Origin of the sequence: Kitasatospora purpeofusca, assembly GCF_034043715.1 — a bacterium.
Taxonomy (GTDB): Bacteria; Actinomycetota; Actinomycetes; order Streptomycetales; family Streptomycetaceae; genus Kitasatospora; species Kitasatospora purpeofusca_A.
Map to the genome: position 1 here is coordinate 13089 of NZ_JAXCLC010000063.1, position 17633 is coordinate 30721.

The 17633-nt window shown below is 75.9% G+C and carries 6 protein-coding genes; all 6 read right to left on the reverse strand.

All coding sequences use genetic code 11. The annotated features are described in order from the left end of the window. Nucleotides 1-20 precede the first annotated feature (20 nt). Complete coding sequence (locus SM793_RS27500; RefSeq protein ID WP_320440982.1) at nt 21-242, reverse strand: hypothetical protein; 222 nt, start codon at nt 240-242, stop codon at nt 21-23. Between the two features lie 213 nt (nt 243-455). Next, nucleotides 456-1268: a dimethylargininase gene (gene ddaH / locus SM793_RS27505; protein WP_320440983.1), complete on the reverse strand. Its 813-nt coding sequence runs from the start codon at nt 1266-1268 to the stop codon at nt 456-458. Between the two features lie 104 nt (nt 1269-1372). Then, nucleotides 1373-2668, reverse strand: a complete 1296-nt coding sequence (locus tag SM793_RS27510) for an MFS transporter (RefSeq protein WP_320440984.1) — start codon at nt 2666-2668, stop codon at nt 1373-1375. Continuing rightward, complete coding sequence (locus tag SM793_RS27515) at nt 2665-16167, reverse strand: non-ribosomal peptide synthetase (protein ID WP_320440985.1); 13503 nt, start codon at nt 16165-16167, stop codon at nt 2665-2667. The genes SM793_RS27510 and SM793_RS27515 overlap by 4 nt, the downstream gene beginning before the upstream one ends. A 45-nt stretch (nt 16168-16212) precedes the next feature. Beyond that, nucleotides 16213-17211, reverse strand: a complete 999-nt coding sequence (locus tag SM793_RS27520) for a TauD/TfdA family dioxygenase (RefSeq protein ID WP_320440986.1) — start codon at nt 17209-17211, stop codon at nt 16213-16215. An 8-nt stretch (nt 17212-17219) separates the two neighbouring features. Next, nucleotides 17220-17432, reverse strand: coding sequence for an MbtH family protein (locus SM793_RS27525; RefSeq protein WP_045943801.1), 213 nt, complete (start codon nt 17430-17432; stop codon nt 17220-17222). Nucleotides 17433-17633 lie beyond the last annotated feature (201 nt).

The following is a 17633-nucleotide window of genomic DNA, read 5'->3' on the forward strand; positions in this document are numbered from 1 at the left end:
CCTGGCGGTCGGGCCGGGGCTCAGGAGCCGGTGCTGTTCCAGTCCCCGTGGCCGTTGCCGTTGGTCGGCGTGGCGGTCGGGGTCGGGGTGGCGGTCGGCGCGGTGGTGCCGCCCTGGGCGGGGCCGTCGGCGCCGTCCGCCATCGCGGTGCCGGCCACGCCGAGGGCGAGCAGGGTGCCGAGGCCGAGGCCCGCGACGGCCAGACGGATCCGGGCGGTGCCGATCGTCGAGTTCTTCGCCATGACTGCTCCCTGGGTCGTCTTCCCTGGCGGGAAGGAGTTGTCCGGGTTCTCCCCGGCACTCCCGGGGGCTTCCCCGGGCTGACGTGATCAGCATGGCAAGGGGCGTTCAACGGCAGATCGACGCACGAGCACCGTGCGTCGATCACCGTCGTTGATCGGTGAGTTGACCGGGGAGCCGACCGGGGAGTCCCCCGGCCGCCGTCAGGCCGCCGGTCAGGCCGCCTCGCGGATCTCCAGGGTGCAGCACTTCACGCTGCCGCCGCCCTTGAGCAGCTCGGAGAGGTCCACCCCGATCGGACGGAAGCCCTGCTCCCGCAGCCGGGCCGCCACCCCGGTGGCCGGCTCCGGCAGCACCACGTTCAGCCCGTCGCTGGCCGCGTTGAGGCCGAACGCCGCCGCGTCCTCCTCCGCCACCAGCACCGCGTCCGGGAACAGCCGGGCCAGCACCGCCCGGCTGCCGGCCGAGAACGCCCCCGGGTAGTACATGATCCGGTCGCCGTCGAGCACGCTGAGCGCGGTGTCCAGGTGGTAGAAGCGCGGGTCGACCAGGTCCAGCCCGACCACCGGGCGGCCGAGGAACTCCTGCGCCTCGGCGTGCCCGGCGGAGACGCTGCGGAAGCCCCGGCCGGCCAGCAGGTAGCGGTCGGTCAGCAGCAGGTCCCCCTCGCCCTCGTTGACGTGCGCCGGGTCGTGGGTGGCGAACCCCTGGGCCCGGAACCAGTCCAGGTACGCCGGGCCCTCGGCGGCGCGCTCGGTGTTGCGGAACCGGGCGCCGAGCACCCGCCCGTCCACCACGGTGGCGCCGTTCGCCGCGTACACCATGTCCGGCAGGCCCGGGATCGGGTCGATCAGGTCGACCTGGTGGCCGAGTTCGAGGTACAGCTCGTACAGCCGCTCCCACTGGGCGACGGCGAGGGCGGTGTCGACCGGCTTGGCCGGGTCCATCCAGGGGTTGATGGCGTAGCTGACGTCGAAGTGGGTCGGACGGCACATCAGGTAGCGGCGCGGGCGGGCGGTGCGGGTCATGGCGGGGCTCCGGAGGCGAGGGCGGGCGGTACGGACGGGGTGCCGGGCGGGCGGTACGGACGAGGGTGCCGGGCGGGGTGCCGGGCGGGCGGTCAGGCGGGCGGTCAGGCGGCGGCCGGACGCTCGGGGAAGTCCCGGCGGGCCCGCAGCGGGCCGGCCAGCAGCACGGCACCGGCCGAGAGCAGCACCCCCGCCATGATCCAGATGGTGGTGCGGGCGCCGAGCACCTCGCCCAGCCAGCCGCCGAGCAGGGCGCCGACCGGGATGGCGCTGAAGTTGACGGTCGAGGCGCTGGCCCGGATCCGGCCGATCATCGCGGGCGGGCAGTAGGACTGGTAGAAGCTGCCGGCCAGGACGTTGCCGGCGATCACCCCGCAGACCGCGACCGACCAGGCGACCGCGCTCGCCGCGAGCGGCAGCCGGGAGCCGGCCAGCGGCAGCAGCAGGATGAACGGCGCGGCGACCAGCTCGCAGAGCAGCAGCCCGCGGGCGGTGCCGAAGCGGCGGGCGATCCGCCCGGCCAGGGCGGCCCCGGCCAGGCCGCCGACCGACACCACCGCGAACACGGCGCCGATGCCGCCGGACGAGACCCCGACGTCGCGGACCAGGAAGACCGTCTGCACGGCCTGGATGCCGTTGAGGCCGAGGTTGCCGACCGCGCCGAACAGGGCGAGGTTGCGCAGGAACGGATCCCCGGCCAGGAAGCGCACGCCCTCGCCGATCTCGCGGCGGAGCCCGCGCCGCGCGGACCTCGGCGGCGGCGTCTCCTGCACCTTGATGCCGCCCAGGCAGACCGCCGACACCAGGTAGGTGACCGCGTCGGCCAGCAGCCCGCTGGCCGCGCCGAAGACCTGGGAGAGCAGGCCGGCCAGGCCGGGGCCGGCGATCTCCGCCGCGGAGTCCCCGGAGCGCAGCTTGACGTTGGCCTCCAGCAGGTCGGCCTTGGCGACCAGGGTGGGCAGCACGGCGCCGTACGCGGTGGAGAAGAACACCTTCACCGCGCCGGCCAGCAGGGCGACCACGATCAGCTGGGCCATCGTCAGCGCGTCGAACCAGCCGGCCACCGGCACGCTGCCGAACAGCACCAGCAGCAGCAGGTCGCAGACCAGCATCACCTTCAACCGGGGCCAGCGGTCCACCCAGGCGCCGGCCAGCAGGCCGAGGAACAGCCACGGGACCCACGCGGAGGCGGTCAGCACGCCGACCATGAACGGCGAGGCGTTCAGGGTGACCACCGCCACCAGGGCGAGGGCGACATTGCCGACGGCGGTGCCCAGGCCGCTGGTCGTCTCACCGATCCAGAGCCTGCGGAAGTCACCCTGGGCCCAGAGGCCCCAGCGGCCGCGGCGGGGCCCGTCGTCCACTGCGGGCGGTTCGACCGGGACGGTACTCGTGGTCATCGCGGGTCACTCTCCAGCGTCTCGGCCAGCACGGCGGCGATCCGTGCGAGGGGCTCGGGTCGGGTCAGGGCGCCGTGCGCGCAGTCGATCCGGTGGGCGGCGATCCCGCCGGAGAAGTACGGGGCCCAGGCGGCCTCGTAGGGCCAGTCGGCGGGCTTGTCGGCGGTGGCGCCGACGAAGACGGCCGCCCCCCGGTAGTGGCCGGGCACATGCTCGGCCATCAGCTTGCGGTGGTGCTCGAAGACGTCCGGCAGCAGGCCGGCGGCGTCGCCGAGCAGGGCGGTCAGGTCGGCCTGGCCGCGTCCGTCGGCCGGGTCGTAGCCGAGCGAGGCGAGCAGCTCGGCGAGGGTCTCGACCGGGTCGTCGGACGGCGGGGCGGACCGGTGCGAGGCCGCGTGTCCGGCCGGTAGGCCGTCCAGGAGCGCCAGCAGGGCGACCTCCTGGCCCGCCGCCTGGAGCTGGACGGCCATCTCCTGGGCGACCACCGCGCCGAACGACCAGCCGAGCAGGTGGTAGGGGCCCTGCGGCCGGACGGCGCGGATCTCCCGCACGTAGTCCGCGGCGATCTCGGAGACGGCCGCCGGGGAGCCGCCGCGCAGGCCGCGGGCCTGGAGGCCGTAGACCGGGCGGTCGGGGTCGAGGTGGCGCAGCAGGCCCGAGTAGACCCAGCTGATGCCGGCGGCGGGGTGGACGCAGAACAGCGGGGCCCTGCCGCCGCCCGCGCGCAGCGGGAGCAGGACGTCCAGGGCGTCCGACCGCTCCCGGCCGGCGGGCTCCTCGGCGGTGTCCAGGCGGCGGGCGAGACCGGCCGCGGTGGGAGCCTCGAAGACGTCCCGCATCCCGAGGTCGGCGCCGAGGACGGCACGGATGCGGCCGAGAAGCCTCATCGCGAGCAGCGAATGACCTCCCAGGTCGAAGAAGCCGTCGTCGACGGTGACACCGGTGACGCCGAGGACCTCGGCGAAGAGTCGGCAGAGCACCTCCTCGCCCGGGGTCCGGGGCGCGCGGCCGAGGGCCGAGGCGGTGAGGTCGGGGGCGGGCAGGGCCCGGCGGTCGACCTTGCCGCTGCCGGTCAGCGGGAAGGCGTCGACCGGGACGACCGCGGCCGGGACCATGTAGCCGGGCAGCGACTCGGCCACGAAGGCGCGCAGCGCCGTCGGGTCGGGCGGAGCGGCGCCGGCGGCGGCCACCACGTAGGCGACCAGGCGGGGGCCGCCGGGGCCGTCCGCACGGGCCGTCACGGTGGCGGCGAGGACCGCGGGGTGGCGGGTGAGCACGTGCTCGATCTCGCCGAGCTCGATCCGGAAGCCGCGGATCTTGACCTGGTGGTCGGTGCGGCCGAGGTAGTCGACGCCGCCGTCGCGGGTGCGCCGGACCAGGTCGCCGGTGCGGTACATCCGCTCACCGGCCCGGAAGGGGTCCGCGACGAACCGTTCCGCGGTGAGCGCGGCACGGCCGAGATAGCCGCGGGCGAGGCCCGCGCCGGACAGGTACAGCTCCCCGGGGACACCGGCCGGCACGGGCGTCAGCCGCTCGTCGAGCACGTAGGCGGCGGTGCCGAGGACGGGGCGGCCGAGGCCCGGCCGGTCGGACGCGGAGAAGGGGTGGGTGAGGGCGTCGACGGTGGACTCGGTGGGGCCGTACAGGTTGTGCGCCGTGGTGCGGGGGGCCTCGCGCAGCCGGGTCCACAGGGCCTGGCCGACCGCCTCTCCGCCGAGGAGGATCCGGCGCGGGGCGGTGTCGCCGTCCAGCAGGCCCTCCGCGACGAGTTGCTCGGCGTACCCGGGGGTGAGGTTGAGGACGTCGACGCGAGCGGTGCGGATGTAGCGGACCAGGGCGGCGGCGTCGCGGCGCAGGTCGTCCCCGACGAGGTGGAGTTCGTGACCCGCGATCATCCAGAGCAGGCTGTCCCAGGAGGCGTCGAAGCAGAGCGAGGCGGTCAGGGCCGCCCTCAGCCGGCCGGGGGCGTCCCCGGCCTCGCCGAAGGTGTCGGCCCGGTGGTGGGCCAGCAGCGCGGCGATCGACCCGTGGCTCACCACCACGCCCTTCGGGCGGCCGGTCGAGCCGGAGGTGTAGATCACGTAGGCGGCGTGGGCCCGGTCGGGGGCGGCCGGGGGCGCCGCGGCCGGGGCGACCGGGGCGGCTGGAACCGCGGAGTGCACCGGGAGGGTCGGCAGGCCGGCGAGCAGCTCCGGCAGCGGCCAGCCGTCGTCGGTCAGGACGAGGGCGGGGGCGGCGTCGGCGAGCATCGCCGCCGTCCGGTCCGCGGGGTACTCCGGGTCCAGCGGGAGCGAGGCCGCACCGGCCTTGAGGACGGCGAGCAGGGCCACCACCGTCCCGACCGAGCGGGGCAGGGCCAGCGCGACCACCGTGTCCGGGCCCGCGCCCGCCGCGCGCAGCCGGGCGGCCAGCCGCTCGGCGCGGGCGTCCAGCTCCGCGTAGTCGAGCCGGACGGCACCGTGGACGAGAGCGGTCGCCCCCGGGGTGCGCGCCGCCTGCGCCGCGAAGGCGGCGGGCAGCAGCGGCACCTCGGCGGACAGCGGAGCCGGGGGCGCCAGGAGCGCGGAGCGCTCGGGGTCGTCCAGCAGGTCGGCGCTGCCGATCGGCCGGCCGGGTCGCGCCGCGACCTCGGCCAGCAGGCGGCCGAAGCGGACGGCGATCGCCTCGACCGACTCCCGGTCGAACAGGTCGGTGGCGTAGTCGATCGCGCACTCCAGGCCGGCGGGCGCGCCGTCGGCGTCGAAGGACTCGCCCATGCCGACGGACAGGTCGAACTTGGCGGCGTAGCCTCCGACCGGTTCGACGGCGGCGGGCAGTCCGGCCAGGTCGAGCGGCGCGTCCCCGCTCCCGGCGGCGCCCGGGGTGCCGCCCTGGAGCAGCAGCATCACCTGGAACAGTGGGTGGCGGGCCAGTGAGCGGGCCGGGTTGAGCTCCTCGACCAGCCGCTCGAACGGCACGTCCTGGTGGGCGTGCGCGTCGAGCTGGGCCTCCCGGACCCGCGACAGCAGATCGGTGAAGGTCGGGTCGCCGGCCGTGTCGGTGCGCAGCACCAGGGTGTTGACGAAGAAGCCGACCAGGTCGTCCAGCGCCTCGTCCGAACGCCCGGCCACCACCGAGCCGATCGGCACGTCCGTGCCCGCGCCGAGCCGGGTGAGCAGCGCGGCGAGCCCCGCCTGCAGGGTCATGAACATCGTGACCCGGTGCTCGCGGGCGACCGCGGTGAGCGCGCGGTGCAGGTTGGCGCCGAGCGGGAGGACGACGCGGTCGCCGCGGTGGCCGGTGCCGGTCCGCCGGGGGCGGTCGACCGGCAGCGCGATCTCCTCCGGCAGTCCGGCCAGTGCCTCGCGCCAGTAGGCGAGTTGACGGGCGGCCGGGCTTTCCGGGTCGGCCTCGTCGCCGAGCAGTCCGCGCTGCCAGAGCGTGTAGTCGGCGTACTGGACGGGCAGCCGGCGCCAGTCGGGCGCGGTGCCGTCGCGGCGGGCGGCGTAGGCGGCGGCGAGGTCGCGCAGCAGCGGGTCCATCGACCAGCCGTCGCCGGCGATGTGGTGCAGGACGAGGACCAGCAGGTGCTCGTCCGTCCCGGGCCCGGCAGGCATGAGGTGGGCGCGGATCGGCAGGTCCGCGGCGAGGTCGAAGGGGACCTCCGCGCAGGCGGCGACGGCCGCCGCCGGGTCGGACGGTGCCGCGGTGCGGTGGTCGAGCGGGACCCGGGCCCGGTCGGCCGGGACGATCCGCTGGTACGGCTCGCCCTCGTGCTCGGCGACCACGGTGCGCAGGCTCTCGTGCCGGGCGACCAGGTCGCCCAGAGCGGCGGCGAGCGTGACCGGGTCCAAGGGGCCGCCGAGGCGCAGGGCGAGCGGCAGGTTGTAGAGGGCGCTCGGGCCCTCCATCCGGTCGATCAGCCACAGCCGCCGCTGGGCGAAGGAGAGCGGCAGCCGCTCGGGGCGCGCCCCGGCGGTCAGCGCCGGGCGGGCGTCGGCGCCGCCGTCCAGACGCTGGACCAGGCCGGCCACGGTCGGGGCCTCGAACACGTCCCGGATGCCGAGTTCGGCGCCGAGCACCGAGCGCACCCGGCCGGCCAGCTTCATGGCGAGCAGGGAGTGGCCGCCGAGGGCGAAGAAGTCGTCGTCGACGGAGACCCGGTCGAGGCCGAGGACGTCACCGAAGAGGCCGCAGAGCAGTTCCTCACGCGCGGTGCGGGCCGCGCGGCCGCCGGCGAACAGGGCGAAGTCGGGGGCGGGCAGGGCCCGCCGGTCGACCTTCCCGCTGCCGGTCAGCGGCAGCGCGGCGAGCGGGACGACGGCGGCCGGCACCATGTGGCCCGGAAGCGTCTCGGCCGCGAACCGGCGCAGTTCCAGGGCGAGTTCGGGGCTCGCCCCGGTGGGGGTGGCGCAGTGGGCGACCAGGCGCCGGTCACCGTCGGCGCCCTCGTGCAGGGTGACCACGGCCTGCCGGACAGCGGCGTGGCGGACCAGGACCTGCTCGATCTCGCCGAGCTCGATCCGGAAGCCGCGCACCTTGACCTGGTGGTCGGTGCGGCCGAGGTAGTCGATGCCGCCGTCACGGGTGCGCCGGACCAGGTCGCCGGTGCGGTACATCCGCTCACCGGCCCGGAAGGGGTCCGCGACGAACCGTTCCGCGGTGAGCGCGGCACGGCCGAGGTAGCCGCGGGCCAGGCTGTGACCGCCCAGGTAAAGCTCCCCGGGCACACCCACGGGGACGGGGCCCAGGTGCTCGTCCAGGACGTGGGCGTGGGTGCCGGGCACGGTGTGCCCCAGGGAGGGGCGCTCGGAGTCCGCGTAGGACTGGAGCAGGGTGTCGACGGTGGCCTCGGTGGGACCGTAGAGGTTGTGACCGGTGGTGTGCGGCGCCTCGCGCAGCCGGGTCCACAGGGCCTGGCCGATCGCCTCGCCGCCCAGCAGGACCACCCGGGGCGCCGTGCCCTCGCGGGCGGCGCTGTCCAGCAGACCTTCGGCGAGGAGTTGCTCGGCATAGGTCGGGGTGAGGTTGAGGGCGTCGATGCCGGTGGTTCGGATGTGCCGGACCAGGGCGGTCGGGTCACGGCGCAGGTCGTCGCCGACGAGGTGGAGCTCGTGGCCGGCGACCATCCAGAGCAGGCTGTTCCAGGAGGCGTCGAAGCAGAGCGAGGCGGTCAGCGCGGCGCGCAGCCGGCCGTGGACGCGCTCGGGCTCGCCGAAGGTCTCGGCCCGGTGGGCGGCCAGCAGGCCGGCGATCGAACCGTGGCTCACCACCACGCCCTTGGGCCGGCCGGTGGAGCCGGAGGTGTAGATGACGTAGGCGGCGTGGGCCGCCCCGATCCGCAGCGGCGGGGCCCCGGCGGGCTGCTCCGACCAGGCGCCGGCGTCGGCGGGCAGGACGGTCAGGCCCGCCAGTGCCTGGGGCAGCGGCCAGGCGTCGGTGCTGAGCACGGCCGCCGGGCGGGCGTCGGCCAGCATGTGGGCGGTGCGCTCCAGCGGGTACTCGGCGTCCAGCGGCAGGAAGGCCGCGCCCGCCTTGAGTACGGCGAGCTGGGCGACGACCGTCTCCGCCGAGCGGGGCAGGGCGAGTGCGACAACGGACTCCGGGCCGATGCCGGAGGCCAGCAGGCCGTGCGCGAGCCGGTTCGCCCGGGCGTCCAACTCGGCGTAGCTGAGCCGGAGTCCGCCGAAGACCAGGGCGGTGGCGGCCGGGGTCGCGGCCACCTGGGCGGCGAACGCGGCGGGGACGAGCGGGAGGTCGGCGGGCAGGGCGGCGGCGGGGGCGAGCAGGGCGGCGCGCTCGGCGCCGTCCAGCAGCTCCACCCGGCCGATCGGCGCCGCCGGGTCCGCCACGACGGCGGCCAGCAGCCGACCGAAGCGGGCCGCGATCGCCTCCACCGTCTCCCGGTCGAACAGGTCGGTGGCGTAGTCGATCGCGCAGTCCAGTCCGGCGGGCGCGCCGTCCGGGCCGAAGAACTCCTCCAGGGTGACATTGAGGTCGAACTTGGCGACCCCGGTGTCCGAGGGCAGCGCCTCGACCTCCAGGCCGGGCAGCTCCAACTCCCCCTCCCCGGCGGACTGGAGCACCATCGCGACCTGGAACAGCGGGTGCCGGGCCAGCGAGCGGGCCGGGTTGAGCTCCTCGACCAGCCGCTCGAACGGCACGTCCTGGTGGGCGTAGGCGCCGAGGCCGGTCTCCCGGACCCGGGCGAGGAGTTCGGCGAACGCCGGGTCCCCCGAGGTGTCGGTGCGCAGCACCAGGGTGTTGACGAAGAACCCGACCAGCTCGTCCAGCGCCTCGTCCGTGCGGCCCGCGACCACCGAGCCGATCGGCACGTCCGTGCCCGCGCCGAGCCGGGTGAGCAGCGCGGCCAGACCGGCCTGGAGGGTCATGAACATCGTCACCCGGTGCTCGCGGGACAGCGCGACCAGTCCGGCGTGGAGCCCGGCGTCGATCGGCAGCGCGACCCGGTCGCCGCGGTGGGAGCTGCCGGCCCGCCGGGGGCGGTCCGCCGGCAGCGCGATCTCCTCCGGCAGTTCGGCCAGCGCCTCGCGCCAGTAAGCGAGTTGGCGGGAGACCAGGCTCTCCGGGTCGGCCTCGTCGCCGAGCAGCTCGCGCTGCCAGAGCGCGTAGTCCGCGTACTGGACGGCGAGCGGTTCGAGCACCGGCTGCTCGCCGCCGAGGCGCAGGCTGTAGGCCTCGGTGAGGTCGCGCAGCAGCGGCCCCATCGACCAGCCGTCACCGGCGATGTGGTGCAGCGCGACGACGAGGACGTGCTCGTACTCCGACACCCGGAGCAGGGTGACCCGCACCGGCGGCTCGGCCGCCAGGTCGAACGGGCGGCGGCCCGCGCGGTCGACCTCGGCCCCGACGGACTCCGGGGCGCAGTCCAGGAGTTCGACCGGCACGGCGGCCTCGGCCGGGGCCAGGATCCGCTGGTAGGGCTCGCCCTCGTGCTCGGCGACCACGGTGCGCAGGCTCTCGTGCCGGGCGACCAGGTCGGCCAGGGCGGCGGTGAGCGCGTCCCGGTCGAGCAGGCCGGTGAGGCGCAGCGCGAACGGCATGTTGTAGAGCGCGGACGGGCCCTCCATCCGGTCGATCAGCCAGAGCCGGCGCTGCGCCGGGGAGAGCGGCAGCCGCTCGGGGCGGGCCCCGGCGGTCAGCGCCGGGCGGGTGTCCGCGCCGTCGAGGCGCTCGACCAGGCCGGCCACGGTCGGGGCCTCGAAGACGTCCCGGATGCCGAGTTCGGCGCCGAGGGTGGCGCGGACCCGGCTGAGCAGCTTGGTGGCGAGCAGCGAGTGGCCGCCGAGGGCGAAGAAGTCGTCGTCGATCGACACCTCCGGCACGCCGAGGACCTCGCCGAGGAGGCCGCAGAGGATCTCCTCGCGCGGGGTGCGGGCGGCCCGGCCGGCTCCGGCGGCGGCGGTGAAGTCGGGGGCGGGCAGGGCGGCCCGGTCGAGCTTGCCGTTGACGTTGAGCGGCAGCGCGGCCAGGGCGGTGAAGGCCGCCGGGACCATGTAGTCGGGCAGGGCGGCGGCGACGTGGGCGCGCACCGAGGCGAGGTCGAGCGCGGCGGGGTCGGCGCCGGCCGCGACGGCCAGGTGGGCGACCAGCCGGGTGCCGGCGGTGCCGTCCCGGTGCGGCAGGACGGCGGCCTGCACCACCCCGGGGTGGGCGGTCAGGACGGCCTCGATCTCGCCGGGTTCGATCCGGAAGCCGCGCACCTTGACCTGGTGGTCGGTGCGGCCGAGGAACTCCACGGTGCCGTCGGCGCGGCGCCGGGCGAGGTCCCCGGTGCGGTACATCCGGGCGCCGGTGTCGTACGGGTCGGCGACGAAGCGTTCGGCGCTCAGCGCCGGGCGGCCGAGGTAGCCGCGGGCCAGGCCGGGACCGCTCAGGTACAGCTCGCCGGGCACACCGACCGGCACCGGGCGCAGCCGGGCGTCCAGCAGGTGGGCGCGCAGGTTGGACAGCGGGCGGCCGATCACCGGGCGGGCGACGGCGCCGTCCAGGCGGTGGTGCAGGGCGTCGACGGTGCACTCGGTCGGCCCGTAGAGGTTGAACACGACGGTGTCCGGCGCGGCGCTCAGGGTGGTCCAGAGCTGCTGGCCGCAGGCTTCGCCGCCGATCATCAGCACGGCGGGCGGGGCGACGGTGAGCAGCCCCTCCTCGACCAGCCGTTCGGCCAGCGCGGGGGTGACGTCGAGGGTGTCGGCGCCGGTGCGGGCCAGGTAGCCGACGATGCCGGCCGCGTCGCGGCGCAGGTCGTCGTCGAGCAGGTGCAGCTCCTGGCCGGCGACCATCCAGAGCACCGCTTCGAGCGAGGTGTCGAAGGACAGCGAGGCGGTCGCGGCGAAGGCGAACCGCCGTCCGGGGTGGGCCTGTCGGGCGGGGGCGAGGGTCCCGGCGCGGTGGAAGGCCAGCAGGTTGGCGAGGCCGCCGTGGCGGACCACGACGCCCTTGGGGCGGCCGGTGGAGCCGGAGGTGTGGATGACGTAGGCGGCGTGCTCGGGGCCGAGTTCGACCTCCGGTTCCCCGGCGGGCTGTTCCGCCCAGGGCGCGGCGTCGGCGGGCAGGACGGTGTGGCCGGCCAGCACCTCGGGCAGCGGCCAGGCGTCGGTGCTGAGCACGGCGGCCGGGCGGGCGTCGGCGAGCATGCCCACCAGCCGGTCGCGCGGGTAGTCGGCGTCCAGCGGCAGGTAGGCGGCGCCGGCCTTGAGCACGGCGAGCAGGGCGACGATCGACTCGGCGGAGCGGGGCACCGCGAGTGCGACCAGCTGCTCGGGGCCGATCCCGGCGCCGGCCAGGCCGTGGGCGAGCCGGTTGGCGCGGGCGTTCAGCTCGGCGTAGCTCAGCCGCTGCTCGCCGAAGACCAGGGCGGTGGCGTCCGGGGTGGCGGCCGCCTGGGCGGCGAACGCGGCCGGGACGAGCTGCTCGCCGCCGGGGCGGGCGGTGTCGTGCCAGCGGGCGAGGTCCGCGCGGCCCTCGACGCCGAGCACGTCCAGCTCGGCGACGGGGCGGCCGGGCTGCTCGGCGACCTGGTCGAGCAGAGCGGCCAGTGCGGCGGCGAGCCGCTCGGCGGTGCTCCGGTCGAACAGGTCGACGGCGAACTCCAGGCCGCCGGAGAGGCCGGCCGGGGAGCCGTCCGGGTGGTGGCGCTCGGACAGGTTGAGGGTCAGGTCGAAGGGGGTGGTGGGCAGGCCCAGCGGCTCGTAGGAGGCGCGGGTGCCGGGGAACTCGGGGCCGCCGCCGGTGGTGTTGTCGAAGGCGATCATCACCTGGAACAGCGGGTGCCGGGCCAGCGTGCGGGCCGGGTTGAGTTCCTCGACCAGCCGCTCGAACGGCACGTCCTGGTGGGCGTAGGCGGCCAGGTCGGCCTCCCGGACCCGGGCCAGCAGCTCGGTGAAACGGGGCGAGCCGCTCAGGTCGGTGCGCAGCACCAGGGTGTTGGCGAAGAAGCCGACCAGGTCGTCCAGGGCGGGGTCGAGCCGGCCCGCCAGCGGGGTGCCGATCGGGATGTCGTCCCCGGCGCCGAAGCGGTGCAGCAGGGTGGCCCAGGCGGCCTGGAGCACCATGAACAGGGTGACGCCGTGCCGGCCGGCCAGCTCGGCGAGCCGGGCGTGCAGGGCGGCGTCGAGGTCCAGCTCGACGACGTCGCCGCGGTGGGTGGGCACCGGCGGGCGGGGGCGGTCCAGCGGCAGCGGCAGCTCGTCCGGCAGGCCGGCCAGGGCCTGGCGCCAGTGGTCGAGCTGACGGCCCAGCAGGGAGCGCGGGTCGGTGTCGTCGCCGAGCAGCCGGTACTGCCAGAGGGTGTAGTCGGCGTACTGGACGGGCAGTGGACGCGGCTCGGGGGCGGTGCCGTCGCGGTGGGCGGTGTAGGCCGCGGCGAGGTCGCGGAACAGCGGGCGCAGCGACCAGCCGTCGCCGGCGATGTGGTGCAGCACCAGGGTGAGCACGTGCTCCCCGGGCCCCTCGGGGCACAGGTAGGCGTGCAGCGGGATGTCCTCGGCCAGGTCGAAGAGGTGGCCGACGAGGTCCTGCGCCGGACGGTCGGTGACGGTGAGCAGCGGTCCGGGCGGGCCGTCGAGGACCCGCTGGTGCGGCACGCCGTCGAGTTCGGTGAAGACGGTGCGCAGCGACTCGTGCCGGGCGACCACGTCGCCGAGGGCGCGTTCCAGGGCGGCGGTGTCGAGCGGGCCGGACAGCCGCAGGGCGAGGGTGACGTTGTAGGTGGCGGCGGGGCCCTCGGCCTTGCCGAGGAACCACAGGCGGCGCTGGGCGAAGGACACCGGCAGGTGTTCGGGGCGCTCCTCGGGGAGCAGGGCCGGGCGGGCCGGGCCGTCGGCGAGCCGGGCGGCGAGGGCGGCGACGGTCGGGGCCCGGAAGAGGTCGCCGATGGCGAGTTCGGCGCCGAGGTCGGCGCGGACCCGGCCGACCAGGCGGGTGGCGAGCAGCGAGTGGCCGCCGAGGGCGAAGAAGTCGTCGTCGACGGTGATGTCCCCGATGCCGAGGATCTCGCCGAACAGCGCGCACAGGGCCCGCTCGCGCTCGTCGCGCGGGGCGCGGCCGGCCGGGTCGGCGCCGAGTTCGGGGGCGGGCAGGGCGCGCCGGTCGACCTTGCCGTTGGCGTTCAGCGGCAGCGCGGGCAGCACCACCACGGCGGAGGGCACCATGTAGCCGGGCAGGCCGGCGGCGGCGAACTCCTTCAGCTCGGCGGCGAGCGCGGGCCGCCCGTCGAGGGCCTCGGCCGTCACGGCGCAGTAGCCGGTCAGCCGGGTGTCGCCGGGGCGGTCCTCGCGGGCGACCACGATGACCTGGCGGACGGCGGGGTGGCGGGAGAGCACGGCCTCGATCTCGCCGAGTTCGATCCGGAAGCCGCGCAGCTTGACCTGGCCGTCGATCCGGCCGAGGAACTCGATCGCGCCGTCGGCCCGGCGGCGCACCAGGTCGCCGGTGCGGTACATCCGGCCTCCCGGCCTCCCGGCCTGGGCATCCGGGTCGTGCGGGTCGTACGGGTCGTGCGGGTCGGCGACGAAGCGCTCGGCGGTCAGCGCGGCCCGGCGCCAGTAGCCGCGGGCCAGGCCGGCCCCGGCGATGTACAGCTCGCCGGGCACGCCGGGCGGCACCGGCTGGAGGCGGGCGTCCAGGACGTGGGCGCGCATGTTGTCCAGCGGGCCGCCGATCGGGGCCCGGGCGCCGTCCAGGTCGGCCGGGCGGAGGTGGTGGTGGGTGGCGAAGGTGGTCGCCTCGGTGGGCCCGTAGACGTGGGCGAGCAACAGCTCGGGGCAGTGCTCCAGGACCCGGCGCAGCAGGGTGCCGGAGGCCGCCTCGCCGCCGGTGCAGACCGTCCGCAGGGCGCGGAAGGTCTCCGGGGCCTGCTCGGCGATGAGGTCGAACAGCGCCTTGGTGAGGAAGACCGCGGTGACGCCGTGCCGGGTGGCGACGGCGTGCAGGGCGGCCGCGTCCATGGTGCCGGGCGGGGCGACGACGACGGTGCCGCCGTGCAGCAGCGGCGTCCACAGCTCGTAGGTGGCGGCGTCGAAGGCGTGCGGGGAGTGCAGCAGGATCCGCTCGTGCCGGCCGTCGCGCCAGCGCCGGTCGTCGGCGAGGTCGACCACGTCGCGGTGGCGGACGGCGACGCCCTTGGGGGTGCCGGTGGAGCCGGAGGTGAACATCACATAGGCGAGCCGGTCCGGGTGGACGGGCACGCCGGGGTCGTGGTCGGGCGCCCCCGCCTCGTCGCCGGGGCGGACCACGACGGCGTCGTGGGCGAAGCCGGGTTCGGCGCGGTCGGTGACGAGCACGGGCGCGGCGGTGTCGGCGAGCAGCGCGGTCATCCGCTCGGGCGGCAGGCTCGCGTGCATCGGCACGTAGCAGCCGCCGGCCTTGAGCACGGCGAGGGTGGCGACGACCAGGTCCACCGAGCGCTCCATCAGCAGCGCGACCGGGGACTCCGGGCCGACGCCGGCGGCGATCAGGTGGTGGGCGAGCCGGTTGGCCCGGGCGTCGAGTTCGGCGTAGCCGACCTCGCCGCCGTCGTGGGCGAGGGCGACCGCGTCCGGGGTGCGGGCGGCCTGTGCCGCGAACAGCTCGGGCAGCGAACCGGTGCGCACCGGTGCGGCGGTGGCGTTCCAGTCCTCGGCGAGGCGGGCACGCTCCTCGGGGGCGAGGATGTCCAGGGTGCCGATCGGCGCCCCGGGGTCGGCGGCCGCGGCGGCCAGCAGCCGGCCGAAGCGTGCGAACAGCCCGTCGACGGTGGCCCGGTCGTACAGGTCGGCCGCGTACTCGACCGAGCCCTCGAGCCCGGCCGGGGTGCCGTCCTCGGTGTGCCGCTCGGTGACGCCGATGTTGAGGTCGAACTTGGCGACCCGCAGACCCAGCGGTTCGGGCGCCGACTCCAGCCCGGGCAGGCCGAGTTCGCCCTCCTCGTGGTTCTGGAGCACCAGCAGGGTCTGGAACAGCGGGTGGCGGCCGAGCGCGCGGGCCGGGTTGACCTCCTCGACCAGCCGCTCGAACGGCACGTCCTGCTGGGCGAAGGCGTCCAGCTGGGTTTCCCGGACCCGGCCCAGGAGTTCGGCGAAGGACGGGTCGCCCGACGTGTCGGTGCGCAGCACCAGGGTGTTGACGAAGAAGCCGACCAGGTCGTTCAGGGCCTCGTCGGAGCGGCCGGCCACACCGGTCCCGAGCGGGATGTCGGTGCCGGCGCCGAGCCGGGTGAACAGCGCGGCCAGACCGGCCTGGAGGACGGCGAACAGGGTGGCCCGGTGGCGGCGGGCCAACTCGGCCAGCGCGGTGTGCAGTTCGGGGCCGAGGGTGAACGGGACGGCGTCGGCGGCGCCGGTGGGCACGGACGGCCGGGGGCGGTCCGCCGGCAGCTCCAGCTCCTCCGGCAGGCCGGCCAGGACGCCTCGCCAGTGGTCGAGTTGACGACTCATCAGGCTGTGCGGGTCGAACTCCTCGCCGAGCAGCTCGCGCTGCCACAGGGCGTAGTCGGCGTACTGGACCGGCAGCGGCTCCCAGTCCGGTTCGGCGCCGGCGAGGCGGGCGGTGTAGGCGGCGGCGAGGTCGCGCAGCAGCGGGCCGAGCGACCAGCCGTCACCGGCGATGTGGTGGAGCACGACGAGCAGCACGTGCTCGGGGGTTTCCGTTTCCCCCCCGGTCGGGGTGAGCGAGAAGACCGTGACCCGGATGGGCGTTTCGGCACTCAGGTCGAAGGTGTGGGCGGCGGCCCGGTCCCGGAGGGCCGCGTAGTCGGCCGGCGCGCACTCGACCGTCGTGAAGGCGGTTCCCGCCTCCGCCGACGGCAGGATGTGCTGCACCGGCACGCCCTGGCCGTCCACCGGGAACACCGTGCGCAGGGCCTCGTGCCGGGCCACCACGTCCGCCGTCGCGGCGCGCAGCGCGTCGAGGTCGAGCGCACCGCGCAGGCGGACCGCGAACGGCAGGTTGTAGAGCGCGGTCGGCCCTTCGATCTGGTCGATCAGCCAGAGACGCTGTTGTGCGTACGAAACCGGGATCACGGTGCTTCCTCTGCTCACGTCACGGGCATGTGGTGGGGGGCGCCGTCACGCAGCGACGGCGGTGGTCGGGAGGACGGACGGCTCGCAGTCGAGGACGTCGACCGGGCGGCCCATCGCGACGGCGATCTTCCGGTCGCCGCGGTACGGGTCGCGGCCGTGCGCGCAGAGCACGTTGTCGACCAGCATCACGTCGCCGACCTGCCAGGTCTCCCGCACGGTGGCGGCCTCGTAGGCGGCGTTCAGCGCCTCGACGTCCTCGCGGGTGACCGGCTCGCCGTCACCGAAGCCGGTGTTGAACGGCAGGCCGTCCGGGCCGAACTCCTCGACCATGGCCTCCCGGATGTCCGGGTCCAGCGACCACTCGTTCCAGAAGGCCAGGTGGTTGAACCAGACCTCCTCGCCGGTGTGCGGGTGGCGGATGGTGGCCGGCCGCAGCTGGTCGGTGCGGAGCGTGCCGTCCTCCAGCCACTCCCAGGTGATGCCGTTCTCCCGGCAGTACCGCTCCACCTCGGCGGGCTCCTCGGTGCCGAAGGCGGTCCGCCACGGCAGCGAGACGTACTCCGAGTAGCTGCGGCCGAGCGTCCAGCCGGAGCTCCGGCCGCGCTCGGCCAGGTGCGGCGGCAGCCCGGCGAGGACCTTGCGGACGTCCGCGGTCGGGGTGGCGCCGCCCTCCTCCGGGGCGACCAGGCAGGCGAACAGCAGCCGGCCGGGGAAGGTCAGGGTGTAGCTGTTCTCGTTGTGCATCCGGATCGGCAGGGCGGCCGCCAGGTCGGTGGACGAGAACACGCCGTTGCCGAAGTCGCTGCGCGGGGTGGCCTTCTCCCGGTACGGGGTGGGCTCGGGGATCAGCACGTCCCGGACGGCGGCGACGTCCTCGGTGGCCGCGACCGGCAGTCCGCGCAGGAAGACCGTGCCGTGCTCGTGCAGCGCGGCGGTCAGCTCGGCCTCGTGCTCGCGCAGCCAGGCGCAGCCCTCGGCGAGGTCGGCGACGGCCGGGACTCGGAGGAGGGCCGGTCGGCCGGGGTTCAGCTCCCAGGTCACCATGGCGGCGCTCACCGGCGGTCGAGGCCGGCGACCAGCGAGGCCGGGCGGATGTCGGTCCAGTTGGTCTCGATCCACTCCAGGCACTCCTGGCGGGGCGCCTCGCCGTGGACGGTGGTCCAGCCGGCCGGCACGTCGATCCAGACCGGCCACAGCGAGTGCTGGTTCTCGTCGTTGACCAGGACCAGGTAGCCGGCGTTGTCGTCCTCGAACGGGTTGCTCACGGTGCTCTCCTCGGTGAGGTGGTGGCGCGGTGCGGTGTGATTCGAAGGTAGGTGCGGGCCGGGGCCGGAAGCGGCACAAGGCCCGGCAGGTGAGCGGCAGTTCCTGGACTGCCGTCCTCCTGCGCGGGCCTCGGGCGCACGGGGTGGGTACGGGGGTGGAACGGGGGTGGCGCGGGGATGGAACGGGGGTGGTCGGTGAGG

What these genes read in the sequence shown, in the direction of transcription:
- SM793_RS27510 (WP_320440984.1), bottom strand. Translation starts at nt 2,668, where the DNA reads ATGACCACGAGTACCGTCCCGGTCGAACCGCCCGCAGTGGACGACGGG.
- SM793_RS27500 (WP_320440982.1), bottom strand. Translation starts at nt 242, where the DNA reads ATGGCGAAGAACTCGACGATCGGCACCGCCCGGATCCGTCTGGCCGTC.
- SM793_RS27520 (WP_320440986.1), bottom strand. Translation starts at nt 17,211, where the DNA reads ATGGTGACCTGGGAGCTGAACCCCGGCCGACCGGCCCTCCTCCGAGTC.
- ddaH (WP_320440983.1), bottom strand. Translation starts at nt 1,268, where the DNA reads ATGACCCGCACCGCCCGCCCGCGCCGCTACCTGATGTGCCGTCCGACC.